At 74.2% G+C, this 16,035-nt stretch carries 12 protein-coding genes; 10 read left to right on the top strand and 2 right to left on the bottom strand.

Features of this window, described 5'->3' with window-relative positions; genetic code table 11:
- The first annotated feature begins 89 nt into the window (after window positions 1–89).
- Window positions 90–2,813 (top strand): phosphoenolpyruvate carboxylase, encoded by a 2,724-nt coding sequence (gene ppc, locus ABD287_RS11935; protein ID WP_344172262.1) that lies wholly within the window; start codon window positions 90–92, stop codon window positions 2,811–2,813.
- A gap of 36 nt (window positions 2,814–2,849) precedes the next feature.
- Here the strand turns inward: ppc and ABD287_RS11930 are convergent, their stop codons facing one another.
- Window positions 2,850–4,067 (bottom strand): glycosyl hydrolase, encoded by a 1,218-nt coding sequence (locus ABD287_RS11930; RefSeq protein WP_344172260.1) that lies wholly within the window; start codon window positions 4,065–4,067, stop codon window positions 2,850–2,852.
- Between the two features lie 117 nt (window positions 4,068–4,184).
- On the opposite strand from ABD287_RS11930, the gene cysC reads away from it, so the two are divergent.
- The 7 genes from cysC (at window position 4,185) to ABD287_RS11895 (ending at window position 13,211) form a co-directional block, all read left to right on the top strand.
- On the top strand, window positions 4,185–5,690 hold the full coding sequence (gene cysC, locus ABD287_RS11925; protein ID WP_344172455.1) for an adenylyl-sulfate kinase: 1,506 nt from the start codon (window positions 4,185–4,187) through the stop codon (window positions 5,688–5,690).
- A gap of 152 nt (window positions 5,691–5,842) precedes the next feature.
- On the top strand, window positions 5,843–7,363 hold the full coding sequence (locus ABD287_RS11920; protein ID WP_344172258.1) for a Wzz/FepE/Etk N-terminal domain-containing protein: 1,521 nt from the start codon (window positions 5,843–5,845) through the stop codon (window positions 7,361–7,363).
- Window positions 7,360–8,733 carry a hypothetical protein gene (locus ABD287_RS11915; RefSeq protein ID WP_344172256.1) on the top strand — a complete coding sequence of 458 codons (1,374 nt, stop codon included), beginning with the start codon at window positions 7,360–7,362 and terminating at the stop codon, window positions 8,731–8,733. Before ABD287_RS11920 ends, ABD287_RS11915 begins: the two co-directional genes overlap by 4 nt.
- A complete protein-coding gene (locus tag ABD287_RS11910) occupies window positions 8,730–9,959 on the top strand; it encodes a hypothetical protein (RefSeq protein ID WP_344172254.1) in 1,230 nt (409 codons plus the stop codon). Before ABD287_RS11915 ends, ABD287_RS11910 begins: the two co-directional genes overlap by 4 nt.
- Complete coding sequence (locus ABD287_RS11905; protein ID WP_344172453.1) at window positions 9,959–10,834, top strand: sulfotransferase domain-containing protein; 876 nt, start codon at window positions 9,959–9,961, stop codon at window positions 10,832–10,834. Before ABD287_RS11910 ends, ABD287_RS11905 begins: the two co-directional genes overlap by 1 nt.
- A gap of 146 nt (window positions 10,835–10,980) precedes the next feature.
- Window positions 10,981–12,456, top strand: a complete 1,476-nt coding sequence (locus ABD287_RS11900) for a lipopolysaccharide biosynthesis protein (protein ID WP_344172252.1) — start codon at window positions 10,981–10,983, stop codon at window positions 12,454–12,456.
- Window positions 12,453–13,211, top strand: a complete 759-nt coding sequence (locus tag ABD287_RS11895; RefSeq protein ID WP_344172250.1) for a class I SAM-dependent methyltransferase — start codon at window positions 12,453–12,455, stop codon at window positions 13,209–13,211. Before ABD287_RS11900 ends, ABD287_RS11895 begins: the two co-directional genes overlap by 4 nt.
- On the opposite strand, the gene ABD287_RS11890 is transcribed toward ABD287_RS11895, so the two are convergent.
- Window positions 13,166–13,993 (bottom strand): WecB/TagA/CpsF family glycosyltransferase, encoded by an 828-nt coding sequence (locus tag ABD287_RS11890; protein WP_344172249.1) that lies wholly within the window; start codon window positions 13,991–13,993, stop codon window positions 13,166–13,168. The two genes, ABD287_RS11895 and ABD287_RS11890, sit on opposite strands and share 46 nt — an antisense overlap.
- A gap of 54 nt (window positions 13,994–14,047) precedes the next feature.
- On the opposite strand from ABD287_RS11890, the gene ABD287_RS11885 reads away from it, so the two are divergent.
- Together ABD287_RS11885 and ABD287_RS11880 are read left to right on the top strand one after the other, a co-directional pair.
- On the top strand, window positions 14,048–15,088 hold the full coding sequence (locus ABD287_RS11885; RefSeq protein WP_344172247.1) for a sulfotransferase: 1,041 nt from the start codon (window positions 14,048–14,050) through the stop codon (window positions 15,086–15,088).
- Window positions 15,085–15,996, top strand: coding sequence for a glycosyltransferase (locus ABD287_RS11880; protein ID WP_344172245.1), 912 nt, complete (start codon window positions 15,085–15,087; stop codon window positions 15,994–15,996). The genes ABD287_RS11885 and ABD287_RS11880 overlap by 4 nt, the downstream gene beginning before the upstream one ends.
- The last annotated feature ends 39 nt before the right edge of the window (window positions 15,997–16,035 follow it).

Raw genomic sequence — 16,035 nt, 5'->3', positions numbered from 1 at the left:
CGGGGGCCGCCGCCGCGAAAAGGATCAGCTCGGGAGGTTGGGTGGCGGGAGGCGCCCACGCGGGCCAGTTCCGTGGCACGGTGGGTGGCATGCGCGACGATGACGCGGCGCTACGCGCCGATATCCGACGGCTCGGCGCCCTGCTGGGGCAGACGCTGGCACGCCAGGAGGGCCAACCGCTGCTCGACCTCGTGGAGCGGGTGCGGCTGCTGGTCCGCAGCGACCATGATCAGGCAGCCGAGCTGCTCGGCGGTCTCAGCGACGACGAGTCGACCCGACTCGGTAGGGCCTTCGCCGCGTACTTCCATCTGGCGAACGTCACCGAGCAGGCGCACCGGGCCCGGGAACTGCGTCGGCAACGACTCGACAGCGGCGGCTGGTTGGAGCAGACCGCCGACCGGATCGCCGGGCGGGCTGTCCCGCCTGAGCAGATCGCCGCGGCGGCGGCCCGGCTGGCCGTCCGTCCGGTGTTCACCGCCCACCCCACCGAGGCCGCCCGGCGCTCGATTCTCACCAAGCTACGGGCCGTCGCCGACACCCTCGACGCCGAAGCCGCCGACGCGGCCCTCCTCGGTCGGGATGCCAAGGGGGACGAATCGACCGACCGCCGGCTGGCCGAGCTGGTCGAGGCGCTCTGGCAGACCGACGAGCTGCGGATCCACCGCCCCGAGCCCACCGACGAGGCCCGCAACGCCGTCTACTACCTGCGTGACCTCGCGGGCGGCGCGGTCGGCACGGTGCTCCGGGACCTCGCCGACGCCCTCGGCCGGCTGGGCGTCGACGCGGCGACGCTGAACCGACCGCTGACGTTCGGCAGCTGGATCGGCGGGGACCGCGACGGCAATCCGTTCGTCACCCCGGAGGTCACCACCCAGGTCCTGTTGTTGCAGCACGAGTACGGCATCCAGGCCGCCGAGGCGACTGTCGAGGGACTGGTCAGGGAGTTGTCGATCTCCGCCCAGCTCCGGCCGCCCAGCGGCGGGCTGAACGCCAGCCTGGCCGCCGACCTCGCGGCGTTGCCCGAGGTCGGGGAGCGTCAGCGGCGCATCAACGGCGCCGAGCCGTACCGGCTGAAGCTGCGCTGCGTGGCGGCGAAGCTGGCGAACACCAGACGCCGGCTGGCCGCCGACTCCCCGCACGAGCCGGGGCGCGACTATCTGGGCGTGGTCGGGCTGCTGTCAGACCTGGAGCTGGTGCGGGACTCGTTGACCGCCTGCCACGGCGAGCTGAACGCCGCCGGCCCCGTCACCGACGCGATCCGCACCGTGGCCGCGTGCGGTCTGGGTCTGGCGACCCTGGACGTCCGCGAGCACGCCGACGCCCACCACCAGGTGCTGGCGCTGCGCTACGCCGAGCTGGGCGAGGTCGAGGACTACGCCACGCTGAGCCGCGAGCGCCGCGTGGCGCTGCTGGCGGCCGAGCTGGCCGGCCGCCGGCCGCTGTGGGGGTCGGATCTGACGCTGCCGCCGGAGCCGGCGCGCACCGTCGCCGTCTTCGAGACGATCGCTGCGGCCCAGCGACGGTTCGGGCCCGAGGTGATCGAGTCGTACATCGTGTCGATGACCCGGGGCGTCGACGACGTGCTGGCCGCGGCGGTGCTGGCCCGCGAGGCGGGATTGCTGGACGTGCCCGGCGGACGGGCGTCGATCGGGATCGTGCCGCTGCTGGAGTCCGCCGCGGAGCTGGACGCTGGCGGCGAGCTGCTCGACGAGTTGCTCGCGCTGCCGGCGTACCGGACCATCGTGGCCGCCCGGGGCGACGTGCAGGAGGTGATGCTCGGCTACTCGGACTCCAACAAGGAGGCGGGTATCGCCGCGTCGCAGTGGCGGATCCACAAGGCGCAGCGGGCGTTGCGGGACACCGCCGCCCGGCACGGGGTGACGCTGCGGCTGTTCCACGGCCGGGGCGGCACCATCGGACGGGGCGGCGGCCCGACGCACGAGGCGATCCTGGCCCAGCCGCACGGCACCCTCGACGGCGCGATCAAGGTGACCGAGCAGGGCGAGGTGATCTCCGACAAGTACACCCTGCCGACGTTGGCCCGGGAGAACCTGGAGCTGACCGTCGCCGCCGCCGTCGAGGCGACCGTGCTGCACACCGAGCCGACCGTCGCCCCGCAGCAGCTGGCCCGCTACGAGGCCGCGATGGACGTCGTCGGCGACGCGGCGTTCGCCGCGTACCAGGAGCTGGTGGCCCGGCCGGACCTGGCCGACTACTTCTGGGCCTGCACCCCGACGTCGCTGCTCGGCGCGCTCAACATCGGGTCCCGGCCGGCGAGACGACCCGACGCTGACGCCGGTCTGGCCGGGTTGCGGGCGATCCCGTGGGTGTTCGGCTGGACCCAGTCCCGGCAGATCGTGCCCGGCTGGTTCGGGGTGGGCGCGGGCCTGGAGGCGGCACGCGGGGCCGGGCTGGGCGAGACGCTGACCCAGATGCACCGGCGGTGGCGCTTCTTCCGCACGTTCCTGTCCAACGTGGAGATGACGCTGGCCAAGACGGACCTGGCGATCGCCCGGCGGTACGTCGACGCGCTGGCGCCGCCGGAGCTGCACGGGGTGTTCGCGCTGGTGCGCGCCGAGCACGACCGGACCGTCGCCCAGGTGCTCGCGGTGACCGGCCAGACGACGCTCCTGGAGGGCCAACCTGGGCTGCGACGGACGCTGACGGTCCGCGACTCGTACCTGGAGCCGCTGCACCACCTCCAGGTGGCCCTGTTGCGCCGTCACCGGGCGGGCCAGCGCGGCGAGGCGCTGGAGCGGGCGCTGCTGACCACCGTCAACGGCATCGCCGCGGGTCTCCGCAACACCGGCTGACCGTCGCGCGCGGCGTCCGGTGGCTTGCGGGCGGGATCAGCTGGTCAGTCTGACGGTGAAGGCGGGATGGTTGCCCAGGTCGCGGAAGGCGTCGAGGCCGATCGTGGTGCGCTCTACCCGGGAGTCGCGTCCGCGTTGGTCGGACGGGGTGTCGAAGTAGACCAACGCCTTGATCTTCGGGAACCGGGAGATCTGCGCGGCGACGCTGCGGAACAGCGCCGCCTGGTGTGAGGCGTTGGCCTTCGAGTGCCACACTCCCCACTCGGCGACCATGAGCGGTTTCTCGGGGTGGCGGATGCTGGCCCAGGTGTAGAAACCGGGCCAGCCGGTGCGGGTGGAGCGCCGGTTGACCAGCTCGGCGAAGTCGCCGTAGCCGTAGCCGGGGGTGCTGTAGGCGTACGCGTCGAAGCCGATCCAGTCGACGACGTCGTCGCCGGGGTACAGGTCGCCGAACCAGTGCATGCTGGTCAGCCTCGGGTAGGCCATGTGCACGAGGACGGTGACGAGGTTGTCGACGCCCCGGGCCCGGAGCCGGTTGATGACGTGCCGGTACATCGCGGCGTAGTCGCGGGCGGTGTATCCGGAGCCACGGCGGGGTCTGACGTCGTCCTCGGGCTCGTGGTGGACGGTGAAGAACATCTGGGCGCGGTGGTGGGCGCGCAGGTGGCGGGAGAGTCGGTCCAGGTAGTCGTCGGTGGGCCGGTGGCCGCGGGCGATACGTGCCCAGCTGGCGCCGGTGGGTTTCCAGTTGAGGAACAGCACCCGGGGTCCGCGGGCGATGGCCAGCTCAGCCGGGGTGGGGAACATCTCGTGTTGCCCGCGATGGTAGCCGTGGTAGAGATCCTGGACGCGTCCGGTGCGCCGTTCGAACGCGGCGAGCGCCGCCGGCCCGCGCTCGGGGGTGTGCGCGCCGGGGGCGACGCCCCAGAGCACTCCGCAGCTGGGGACGAGCTTCAACCCGACCTGGCAGTGGTTGGCCGCGGGCGGGGCGGTAGGACTGGGGCGGGGGGCGCGGGTGGTGGGGGCGAGACCGAATCCGGTGGCGCTGTCGGGGGTGTGGGTGGGCCCGGGCCCGGTCCCTTCCTGGACGGCCGGGGCGCCGCGGTGGGGGCGGCGGCGGTCCTCTGGCGGGTTAAGCGCCCAGACGGCCGCGCCGAGGGCGAGCGCGCCAGTCGTGGCGAGCGCGACCGTCCGATGTCGCCGACTGAGCCGGCCGAATGTGGCGGTGGCGCGAAGGCGCCAGGCGCGGAACATGGTGAAACTGTACATAAGATGGCAAAGTTGTCCTCATCTCGACCAGCGCGGGCCCTGCTGACAGACTGGGTGCGGCCGACGCAGGACGTCTGGGAGGTGCGCGGCATGGGAGGGGCGATGGACGGCGCGACGCTGCCGGAGGACGTGCTGCGGGATGCTCCGTCGTACACGCCACGCGAGACGGAGCTGGCGGACCTGGAGCTGATGCTGTCGGGAGCGTACGCCCCGCTCGGCGGGTTTCTCACCCGGGCCGATCTCGACGCGGTGGCCAGCCGCGGCCAGCTCGCCGACGGCACCCCGTGGCCGGCGCCGGTCACCCTGGAGCTTCCGGCGGCTACCGTCGAACGGCTGGGCGGTAAGCGCCTCGTCGTTCTCACCGACCCCGAGGGCGCGCCCGTGGCGGCGCTGGAGGTCACCGATTCATGGCCGACGTCCCAGGGGATGGTCGGCGCCGGCGGCCCGCTGCGCCGGCTCGGCGACGGCGGACGGCACACCTTCGCCCGGCTCCGGTTGACCCCGCAGGAGGTCCGTCGGTCGCTGCCGGCAGGCCGGGTGCTCGGGGTTGTCGCCGACCGGCCGCTGCACCGGCCCCAGCTGGCCCAGATCACGCACGCCGCGCGCACCCTGTCGGCGCATGTGCTGGTCTTCGTGCCGGTGCATGGTCCCGGCCCGGACGGGTTGGCGCCCGAGGTGCTCATGCGCACCGTGCTGGCCGCCGGAGACCGCCTGCCGAAGGCGACCGTGGTGGCGATCCCGCTGAGCCTGCGTGGCAACGAGATCAGCACCGCGCTGAGGCGGGCCCGGGTGGCCCAGGCGTACGGGGTGACGCACCTGCTCTCCACCGGCGAGACGATCGTCTCGGGCGGCGGGCCGCGGGTGCTGGTGCCACGGGAGCTGGCCTACGACAAGCGGGACGGGCAGTGGCGCTCCCGGGACGAGATCCCGGCCGGCGCCCGCCGCCTGCCGATGCGGCAGGCGGAGATCAACGATCTACTCGAACGGGGCTTCCCGCTGCCGGAGTGGCACACCCCGCCGGCGGTGGCCAAGGAGCTGGCTCAGGCCCGGCCGCCCCGCCGCCGTCGAGGGTTGGTGCTGTTCTTCACCGGGCTGTCCGGGTCGGGCAAATCCACAGTGGCGCGCAGTGTGGCCGACTCGCTGCGCGAGAGCGGCGCCCGCACCGTCACCCTGCTCGACGGGGACGTGGTGCGCCGGGAGCTGTCGGCCGGCCTGAGCTTCAGCAAAGCCGACCGGGATCTCAACATCCGCCGGATCGGCTGGGTCGCCGCCGAGGTGGGTCGGCACCGGGGACTGGCCATCTGCTGTCCGATCGCCCCGTACGCGCAGGGGCGGGCCACCGCGCGCCGGATGGCCGCCGAGGCGGGCGCCGGGTTCGTCCTGGTGTGGATGTCGACGCCGTTGGAGGTGTGCGAGCGCCGGGACCGCAAGGGCCTGTACGCGCGGGCGCGGGCGGGGCAGCTCAGCGGCATGACCGGCATCGACGACCCGTATGAGGCGCCAGCCGATGCCGAGCTGACGTTGGACACCGGCGCGCTGACGGTGGACGAGGCGGTCGGTCGGGTGCTGGAGCACCTCACCGACGAGGGTTGGATCGAACCCGCTTAATCCGGAAGCCACTCACATTCAGGTGGTAAACCGCCCAAATCTCTACTGAACTCAGCATATCGGTGTTTACTTCACGAGTATTGAATCCACCATATCGGTGGATAACGCCGCCCTGACCGTCGGCGGCGTCCCGCTCGTCGAAGGGCCGACCGATGTCAGCGACACCCGCGACCACCGTGCCGGACTACCTCGGGGTGCTACGCCGGCAGTGGTGGCTGCTGGCGCTGCTCACCGCCGCCGGAATTGCCGGCGCCCAGGCGGTGGCGATGGCCGTCGAGCCCAGCTACCAGGCCACGACGGCGGTGCTCGTCCAGCCGGCCGGCCAGGACACCAACGTCGCCGGGGGGCGCACCCAGAACGCCGTCAACCTCGACACCGAGGCCCAGATCGTCCGCTCCGACGCGGTGCTCACCGCGGCGGCCCAAGCCGCCGGGACCGGCGTCGCCGACCTGGCCCGGGGCGTCACCGTCGAGGTCCCGGCGAACACCGCCATCCTGCGGATCACCGCCAGCGGCGCCACCGACCGGGGCGCGCAGCTGCGGGCGCGGGCGCTCGCCGACGCCTACCTCACCAACCGGTCACAGGTCGCCCAGGAGCTGCGCGCCAGCCGCACCGAGGTGCTGGCCGCCCGGATCAAACAGCTCGACGTCGTCCTCACCTCGGTGAACCGGCGGCTCGCCGCGCTCAGAGCCACCAGCCCGCAACGTCCGCAGCTGGACAGTCAACGCCAGTCGCTCATCAGCCAGCTCAACCGGCTCTCCGAACGGCATAACCAGCTCACCACCGGCAATGAACGCGTCGGCTGGGTGATCGCCGGCCCGCTGCGACCCGCCGCGCCGACCTCCCCGGACCTGGCTCTCTACCTCGCCTCCGGCGCGCTGCTCGGGCTGGTCGGCGGCCTCGTGGCGGCCACGGCGCGGGAACGCGCCAGCGACACGCTGCGCCGGGTCGAGGACCTCGCCCGTGCTGACATCCCGGTGCTGGCCAGCCCGGGCGCCGGCCGGCAGGGCGCCGCCGTGGGGTACGACCGGGTCCGCAACGAGGTCATGGCCGCTGTCGGCGGACGACCGCAGGTGATCGCCGTCATCGGCGCGGCCGCCGGCGGCGCCAGCACGGTCGTCGCGGCGAACCTGGCCGTGGCGCTCAGTCAGGCCGGCGAGCCGGCGCTGCTGGTCAGCGCCGCCGGGCCGGACGCCGACAGGGCCACCTGCGCCGGCTTCGACCTGCCCACCGCGCCAGGGCTGGTAGAACTGGCCGGCGACCCGGTCGGCGCCGCCCCACGGGCCACCGCCGCCGGGCCGCTCCTCATCACCGGCGGCGCCACCGACGTCCGGCCAGGCGTCGCCGAGATCCGGGCGGCGCTGACCGAGCTACGCAGGCGCGACGGACACCTCATCGTCGACGCCGGGGCCGCCGTCACCGACGCGCACGCCCAGGCCGTCGCCGCGCTCGCCGACGCCGCGATCATCGTGACACCGCTGCGGCACACCCGACGCCGGCAGCTCGCCGACGCCCGGCTGCAACTGGCCCGGGTCGGCGTCCCGACGCTCGGGGTCGTCGTCACGCCGGCCGCCGCCGCCCGCGGCGCGGTGACCGTGCCGGCGACGCGCCCCGCGGTGCCGAAGCCCACCCGGGAGCCGCAACTCGTCGGCGCCGCGCCCGAGGGACGATGACCCGGACCCCCAGCGCCGGCGCCGCGCTCGCCGACCAGACCGGCGGCACAGCCCCGTCGACGCGGCTGTCCAGCTGGCCGGTGACGCTGCCGCTGGCGCTGTTTCCACTGTGGTGGGCGTTGGGGCTCGGGGCGCTCGTCTTCAGCCTCGCCGCCGCGGCAATGGCCGTGCTGCTGGTCCGCGCCCACCACCGTGGACGCGCACTGCGGCTGCCGCCGGGCTTCCCGCTGTGGCTGGTCTTCCTCGCCACCGTCGTCGCGGGACTGGCCGTCCTGGACCTCGACCCCGTCGGCGTCGTGGCCGCCGGGCCGACCGACCGGATCGTCGGGGCCGGGTTCCGGCTCGCCCAGTACCTGGCGGCGACCGCGGTGCTGCTGTACGCGGGCAACCTCACCCGCGCCGAGCTGCCCCAGCGACGGGTCGTCAACCTGCTGGCCTGGCTGTTCGCGGTCACCGTGGCCGGCGGGTTCCTCGGGCTGCTGGCCGGCGGGTTCGAGTTCACCTCGCCGTTCGAGCTGGTGCTGCCCAGACGGGTCCGTAACGACGGGTTCGTCCAGTCGCTCGTCCACCCCTACTCGGCGCAGATCATGGACGTCGGGGCCGGCGCCCAGTCCCGCCCGGCCGCCCCCTGGGGGTACACCAACACCTGGGGCAACAACGTCTGCCTGCTCGTGCCGTGGTTGGCGCTCATCGTCACCGACCGCGCCCGAGGACGCGGAGTACGGGCGTTCGGGCTGCTCGTGCTGGCCGCGGCGACCGTCCCGGTGGTGTTCTCGCTCAACCGGGGCCTGTGGGTCGGGCTGGCGGTGGGCGCCGGGTACGCCGCCATGCGGCTGGCCCTCATCGGACGCCTCGCGGCGCTGGCCGCGGTCGGCGCGGCCGCCGCGGCGGCGACCCTGGCGCTGGCGCTCACCCCGCTCGGGACGGTCGTGCAGACCAGGGTCGACACCGGTAAGTCCAACGGCGTCCGGGCGTACCTGTCCCAGCTGGCCGTGGACGGGATGGCCGGGTCACCGGTGGTCGGCTACGGCTCCACCCGCACCACCCTCGGCGGACGGCACTCCATCACCATCGGAGAGACCCGGGACTGCCCGCGCTGCGGCAACTTCACCATCGGCGGCAACGGGCAGCTGTGGCAGCTCCTGTACGCGCACGGCGCCGTCGGCACGGTGGCATACCTGGGGTTCTTCGGCTACGCGCTGTGGCGGTTCCGCCGCGACCACAGCCCGGTCGGGATCGCCGGCGGGGCCGTCATCGTCGGCTCCCTGGTCGCCGCGCTCTGGTACAACTCGCTGGTCACCCCCCTGATGCTGACCATGATCGGCTACGCGCTGCTGTGGCGGCACAACAGTCAGGGGGAGAACAGATGAGTCCAGTGAGGACCGCGCCGGCCGGGTTGACCGCCGGGGACAGCGACCGCCGGGCCGCGTACCTGGAAGAGGTGCTCGGGGTGCTGTATCCGACCGCGCGCGCCGACCGCACCGGCGGCGACCCGGCCGTCGCCGACTACGCGCTGGTGCCCGACCGGCGCCGACCCCGGCTGCTGGTGCCGTTGGCGTCCCAGCGGGTCGCCGTCGGCGCGGTGCGCCGGTACGCCGAGCCACGCTCGACGCTGGCCCGCCTCAAACGCGGCGCGGTCGTGGCCGCGCTGCGCACCGGGGCGTCCCGGGTGCTGCTGCCAGACCGGGTGCGGGTCAGCGGTGACCCCGCCGACACCATCGACGGTTACCTGCGCGCCGCGCTCGATCGCGACCTGCACGTCAGCGTCCACATCGGTCCCGCCCGGGCCAACCGCAAACCGGTGCTGCAACTACTCACCCCGGGCGGCGAGACGTTCGCCTTCGCCAAGCTCGGCACCGGGCCACTCACCCGCGCCCTGGTCCGGCACGAGGCGGCGGCGCTCACCGCGCTGCGGGACGCCCGGCTCACCCGGGTCGACGCCCCGCAGCTGCTGCACACCGGCCAGTGGCGCGGCCACGACATCGTCGTACAGTCCGCGCTGCCGGTGTGGCAGCCGCGCGCCCCGCTCAACGACGACCGGCTCCACAAGGCGATGCGCGAGGTCGCCGTCGCCGGCCCGTCCGCGATGGGGGCGGTCGGCGACAGCCCGTACTGGCGGGACCTGCGTGGCCGGCTCGCCGGCGTCACCGACCAACCGGACGGCGCCACCCTGGCCGCCGCCGTCGACCGGCTCGTCGCCAGGCAGGGCGACAGGATTCTGCGCTACGGGGCCTGGCACGGCGACTGGGCGCCGTGGAACATGGCGCCGCTGTCCGACACCGTCCTGGTGTGGGACTGGGAGCGGTACCGGGCCGGCGTCCCGCTCGGCTACGACGCCCTGCACCACGAGCTGCAACGCCGCATCGAGACCACCTCGGACGCCGGCGCCGCCGTCACCCGGACGCTGCGCGGCGCCGACCGGCTGCTCGGCGCCTTCGACGTCCCCGCCGACGGGCGGCCCATCACCGCGCTGCTGTACCTGACCCACCTGGCCACCCGGTACCTGGCCGACCGGCAGGCGGAGGCCGGCGCCCGGCTCGGCGTGCTCGGTCGCTGGCTGCTGCCGGTGCTCATCGAACACATGGAGGAACGTTGATCGACGCCACCGCGGTGCCGAGCCCGGTCAAGCGGCTCGCCCACATCGGCTCCCGCGCGTACGGGCTGCTCACCGCCAAGGGGCGGCTGCTGCCGTCTTTCCTCATCTGCGGAGGGCAACGCTGCGGCACCACCTCGCTGTACCGGGCGCTGGCCGCGCACCCGGTGGTCCGCAAGGCGGTGCTGCACAAGGGCGTGCACTACTTCGACCTCAACTACCACCGGGGCATCGACTGGTACCGGGCGCACTTCCCGACGGTGAGGGCGGCAGAACGGTCCCGGGACCGGTACGGGATGGCCGCGCAGACGTTCGAGTCCAGCCCGTACTACCTGTACCACCCGCTGGCGGCCGGCCGGATCGGCGCGGACCTGCCAGACGTGCGCGCCGTGGTGCTGGTGCGGGACCCGGTCGAACGGGCGTACTCGCAGCACGCGCACGAGCTGGCCCGCCGTTTCGAGCCGGAGGCGTCGTTCGCCCGCGCGTTGGAGCTGGAACCGACCCGCCTGGCAGGCGAGGAGGAGCGGCTCATCGCCGACCCGACCTACCACGGTTTCAGTCACCAGCACCACGCCTACCGGGGGCGCGGTGAGTACGCGACGCACCTGGAACGCCTCGCCGGGGCGCTGGGCCGCGAACAGATCCTGGTCGTGGAGAGCGAACGTTTCTTCAGCGCCCCGGGGGACGTCTACGACGAGGTGCTGGCGTTCCTGCGGCTGCCGCGGCTGGACCGGCCCCCGTTCGCCCGCCACAACGCCCGGCCCAGGCCCGCCCCGTTGGACCGCATCCTGCGCGCCGAACTCTCCGCCCACTACGCCCCCCACGACGCCCGCCTGGCCGCCTGGCTCGGCCGCCCGCCGCTGTGGCGCGCCCACTAGCCCCACCCCTGCCCGCCGGTGACCATGACTCGTGCGGGCCAGAAATGCCCTCCCAGGCCCGCACAAGTCATGATCAATGCTCGAAGGGTGGCGGTGAGCGGGGGGTTGTTGGGCGGGCTGGGGGGGCCAGTCTGGTGGGGGCGGGGGTGGCTGCCGCCGCGGGGGTCGGGGTCACCTGGTTGGTGGCCTCGCGGAGCGAGGTGACGGCGGCGGGGACGTTCTTCGCGACGGTCGCCGCTTTCACGCTCGTCGCCGGGGTGGCCCGGCTAGGGGCGCCGACCAGCCTGGTCTACTGGCCGGCCCGGTTGCGCGCCGAGGGGCAGCACGGTCTGCTCGGACCGTGCCTGCGGATCGGGCTCGTCCCGGTCGCGGTGGCTTCGGTGGCGCTCGGCGGGCTGCTGCTGCTGGCCGCTGACCCGATCGCCGCGGTCTTCGCCGATCACGACGGTCGGCCGGCGACGGCCGACGCGCTGCGGGCGTTGGCGCCGCTGCTGCCAGCGGCCGTGCTCACCGAGGCCCTGCTGGCCACCGCGCGCGGGTACCGGGCGGTCCGTCCGACGATCATGCTGGACCGGCTGCTGCGGCCCGGGCTGCAACTGCTGGCCGTCGGCGCGGTCGTCGGGCTCTGGTGGGCCGCGGGCGGGCCGGCGCCATGGGTGTTGGCGCTGGCCTGGGCTGTGCCGTACCTGCCGGTGGCGGTGCTGGCCGGACGTCAGCTCCGACGCGTCCACACCAGCGCGATCGCCAACCCGACAGCGCCGCCGCCCGACCAGACGCAGACGGCGCGGCTGCGCCGGCGGTTCTGGCGGTTCGCCGGACCTCGCGCGGTGGCCTCGGTGCTCCAGCTGGCGTTGCAGCGGGTGGACGTCCTGCTGGTGGCCGCCCTCGGCGGGCTGGCCGCCGCCGCCGGGTACGCGGTCGCCAGCCGGTTCCTGGCCGTCGGACAGCTGGCCAACCAGGGCATCAGCCAGGCTGTGCAGCCGCGGCTGGCGGAGGCGCTGGCCACCGGGGACACCGACCGGGCCCGCGACCTGTTCCAGACCGCCACCGGGTGGCTGGTCCTGCTGGCCTGGCCGCTGCACCTGAGCGTCCTCGTCGCCGCCCCGGCGTACCTGGGCTTGTTCGGCGACGCCTACCGCGACGGCGCCCCGGCGGTGATGACGCTGGCGGCGGCGATGCTGCTGGCCACCGTCTGCGGACCCGTGGACATGGTGTTGGCGATGGGCGGCCGGACCCGGTGGAACCTGATCAATGTCAGCGCCGCGTTGGCGGTGATGGTGCTGATAAGTCTGCTGCTCATCCCGCGTCTGGGCGCGCTCGGCGCGGCCGTCGGGCTGGCCGCGGCGGTCGCGGTCAACAACCTGGCGCCGCTGGCGCAGGTGCGTCGGGCGGTACGGGTGCACCCGTTCGGGGCCGGGACCCGGGCCGCGGCCGCGCTGGCCGCCGGCTGCTTCGGGGTCGTGCCGTTGGCGTCGGTCGCGCTCGGGGGCGGGGCGTTGGCCGGGCTGGCCGTCGGGGGGCTCGGCTACGGCGCCGGCGTCTGGATGTTCCGCCGCCAGCTGGCCTGGCGGGAACTGACCACCTTGGGCCGTCGGCCCACGATCACCAGGGGGAGATCATGACCTACACCGAGGTTTTCCAGGACGCCGCGGCGGTGGACAAGTACGCCGATGTCGTCTACGCGCCGGGCTCGTACGGCGACATCGTCAGCGCCCGCCAGCGGCGGTACCTGCGGGCGCTGGTGGCCCGGGAGTTCCCGTACCGGCGGCCGGTCCACCACGACTTCGCCTGCGGCGCCGGCCGCGGTCTGGCGATGCTGGACGGGCTGACCAGGCAGGCGCACGGCTACGACACATCGCGCCCGATGCTGGAACGGGCGAAGGCCGACGGGGTGCTGGCGACGCTTCACGAAGTGCCCGCCGACGGTCCCGTCCCGACGCCGGCCCCGGCTGAGGGCCCGGCGCTGGTGACGATGCTCAGGCTGCTGCTCAACGTCGAGCCGGCGGTCCGGGAGCGGGCGTTGGCGTTCGCCGCGGCGGCGCTGCCCCGGCCAGAGGCGGGCCTGCTGGTGGTGGAGAACCATGGCAACCGGGACTCGCTGCGGCGTCTGGGGGCCCGGCGCCGGGCGGGCCACCGCTGGTTCGCCGAGCTGTCCCACAGTCAGGTGGGCGAGTTGCTGGCCCGGCACGGCTTCGTCATCGAGCGGCGGCGGGGCGTGACGTGGTTCCCGCGCGGCTGGTACGGGCGGCCGTGGCTGCGGGCGGCGGTGCGCCCCCTGGACGCGCTCGGCGCCCGGCTGGGGTGGCTGAACCGGTATGCGGTGACCGTCCTCTATGTGGCGCGGCGGGCGGCGCCGTCGTCGTGCCCGGGTCGCTGACGGCGGCGGCGACCGGCGTCGATCAGTAGACGGCACACGTAGGGCAGGTCATGGCGCAGGTACCGGCTGGCGAGCCGACCCGGTTCGGAGGTCAGCCGGTGCGCCCATTCCAGACCGGCGCGCTGCATCCAGCGGGGGGCGCGGCTCCGGTCGCCGGCGACGAAGTTGATCGCCGCGCCGCAGCCGAGGAACCAGGTCCCCGGCAGCCGGGGGCGCAGCATCGCGATGATCGCCTCCTGGCGGGGGAAGCCGAGGCCGACGAGCACCAGGTCGGGTCGGGCGCCGACGACGGCGTCGAGGGTGGCGGACAGCTCGTCGGGACGTTGGTCGAAACCGTAGCCGGGGCTGTGCGCGCCGGCGATCCGCAGGCCGGGGTGGGCGGCACGGAGCCGTTCGGCAGCCCGGACGGCCCCGGATGGGCCGTCGGCGTCCGGGCTGCCGCCAAGCAGGTAGACGCTGCGCCCGTCGGTGGCCAGGGCCGCGGTCAGGGACCAGATGAGGTTGGCGCCGCACACCCGTTCCGGCAGCGGCGTGCCGGCGATCCGGCTGGCCCAGACCAGGGGCATCCCGTCGGCGACGACGACGGTGGCGTCGTCGAGGTGCTGACGGGCGGCGGGGTGCCGGCGGGCCTGGCGAAGAATGTCCACGTTCGGGGTCACAATCCAGCCACCCTCGTCACGTCCGAGCGCCTCCCGGACAGCGGCGACGACCTGATCCTCGGTGTAGCGGTGCAGCGGAACGTCACCCACCGACACCTGACGCGACGTCACCTGCTCCGACACGACCGACCCCCCGTCTGCTATCTGTCGTTATACGGATGAATCGATTAGAAAGCGGTGAAAGTGCTAACCGTCCTCTTTTTAGGTGGCCTGGGTCGCAGCGGCACCACGCTGCTGGAACGCGCGCTCGGCGAGCTTCCCGGCGTCTGCTCGCTCGGCGAGGTGGTCCACCTGTGGCAGCGCGACGTCCGCGACGACGAACGCTGCGGCTGCGGGGAGCGCTTCTCCAGGTGCGACTTCTGGTCGGCCGTCGGGCACGAGGCGTTCGGCGGCTGGGCCCAGCTCGACGTGTCCCGGGTGCTGGAGCTACGCGAATCGGTCGAGCGCACCCGGCACATCCCCGAGCTGGCACTGCGCCGCCTCGCCGAACGGCGCCGCAGCGACGTGCTCGCCTACGGCGCCTACTACGCGGCCGTCTACCGGGCCGCCGCGACCGTCACCGGGGCCAGCGTCATCGTCGACTCCTCCAAACACAGCGCGCTGGCGCACTGCCTACGCTGGATGCGCCCCGGCGCCCTGGACCTGCGGGTGGTGCACCTGGTGCGGGACCCCCGCGGCGTCGCGTACTCGTGGACCAAGACCGTCAGCCGGCCTGAGTCCGACGACGCCGACGACATGACCCGCTACTCGCCCACCCGCTCGGCGCTGCTGTGGACGGCGCACAACACCGCCATCGGCCTGCTGGGCCGGCGTGGGGTGCCGGTGACCCGGCTGCGGTACGAGGAGTTCCTGTCCGACCCGGCCAGGGCGCTGCGTGGCCTCGCCGCCTTCGCCGGGCTGGAGCTGGCCCCCGACGCGCTGGACTTCCTCAGCGAGGAGCACGTCGATGTCGGGGTCGGCCACACCGCCGCCGGCAACCCGATGCGGTTCCAGACCGGGCGGCTGCCGCTGCGCCTGGACGACGCCTGGCGCACCGACCTGCCGCCGGCCCAGCGTCGACTGGTGGCAGCGCTCTGCGCGCCGCTGCTGCGCCGCTACGGCTACCAGGTCCGGAACACCGCTTCAGCGCCGGTCGACGCGCTGGAGGCCGCTGCGCCGACGCCGACCGACGGGTCGCGGGCGCCAGCCGTGCCGACGGCCCCGGAGCCATCCCGGTGAGCGTCCCGACCGTCGGCGTCGTGGTGCCGACCCGGGACCGGCCCGAGCTGCTACGCCGGACGCTGGCCGCCATCGGCGCCCAGGACTACGTCGGTCCGGTGCGGGTGGTCGTCGTCCACGACCAGTCGACGCCCGACCACAGCGCCGCCGCCGGAGCGCTGCCCACCCTGGTCCTCGGCAACTCGCGCACGCCCGGCCTGGCCGGCGCCCGCAACACCGGCATCGCCGCCCTGGACACCGACCTGGTGGCGTTCTGCGACGACGACGACGTCTGGACCCCCGACAAGCTCAGTCGTCAGGTCGCCATGCTGTCGACCCGGCCGGACGCCCTGGTGGCATCCTGCGCGATCGAGGTCGAGTTCCGCGACGCGGTGATCACCCGGCTCGCCGGGACGGACACGGTGACCGTGGCGGACCTCAGCCGGTCCCGGATGGCGATGCTGCACTCCTCGACCCTGCTGCTGCGGCGCGCGGCCATGCTGTCCGGCGGCGCGATCGGCCCAGTCGCCGAGGACGCACCCGGCGGCCAGAACGAGGACTGGGACCTGCTGCTGCGCGCCGCCCGCCGGGCCCCGATCGCGCATCTGGACGCGCCGCTGGTCCGGGTGCTCTGGGGTCGCACGTCCCAGTTCGCCTACGAGTACCAGAGCAAGATCGCATCACTGCGCTGGATGCTGGACCGGCACCCCGAGATCGCGGCGAGCCGACCCGGGGCGGCCCGCGTCTACGGGCAGCTCGCCTGCTGGTGCGCGGCCGCCGGCGACCGCCGGGCCGCCTGGCGTTGGACCCGCCGGGCGGTCGGGCGGCGCTGGCGGGAGCCCCGAGCGGCGATCGCGGTCGCGGCGATCGCCGGAGTGCCGGTCGAACGGGTCGTGACGGCGCTGCACCGGCGCGGGCGCGGCATCTGACCCGCGCGTAACGCGCCCGCGCACCGGCGGCGGCACTAG

The organism is Pilimelia columellifera subsp. columellifera (assembly GCF_039532605.1).
Classification (GTDB): domain Bacteria; phylum Actinomycetota; class Actinomycetes; order Mycobacteriales; family Micromonosporaceae; genus Pilimelia; species Pilimelia columellifera.
This window is presented reverse-complemented; position numbering and strand designations above follow the sequence as displayed.

Coding starts and splice junctions, on each gene's coding strand:
- ABD287_RS11930 (WP_344172260.1), bottom strand. CDS start 4,067: ATGTTCCGCGCCTGGCGCCTTCGCGCCACCGCCACATTCGGCCGGCTC.
- ABD287_RS11895 (WP_344172250.1), top strand. CDS start 12,453: ATGACCTACACCGAGGTTTTCCAGGACGCCGCGGCGGTGGACAAGTAC.
- ABD287_RS11920 (WP_344172258.1), top strand. CDS start 5,843: ATGTCAGCGACACCCGCGACCACCGTGCCGGACTACCTCGGGGTGCTA.
- ABD287_RS11915 (WP_344172256.1), top strand. CDS start 7,360: ATGACCCGGACCCCCAGCGCCGGCGCCGCGCTCGCCGACCAGACCGGC.
- cysC (WP_344172455.1), top strand. CDS start 4,185: ATGGACGGCGCGACGCTGCCGGAGGACGTGCTGCGGGATGCTCCGTCG.
- ppc (WP_344172262.1), top strand. CDS start 90: ATGCGCGACGATGACGCGGCGCTACGCGCCGATATCCGACGGCTCGGC.
- ABD287_RS11910 (WP_344172254.1), top strand. CDS start 8,730: ATGAGTCCAGTGAGGACCGCGCCGGCCGGGTTGACCGCCGGGGACAGC.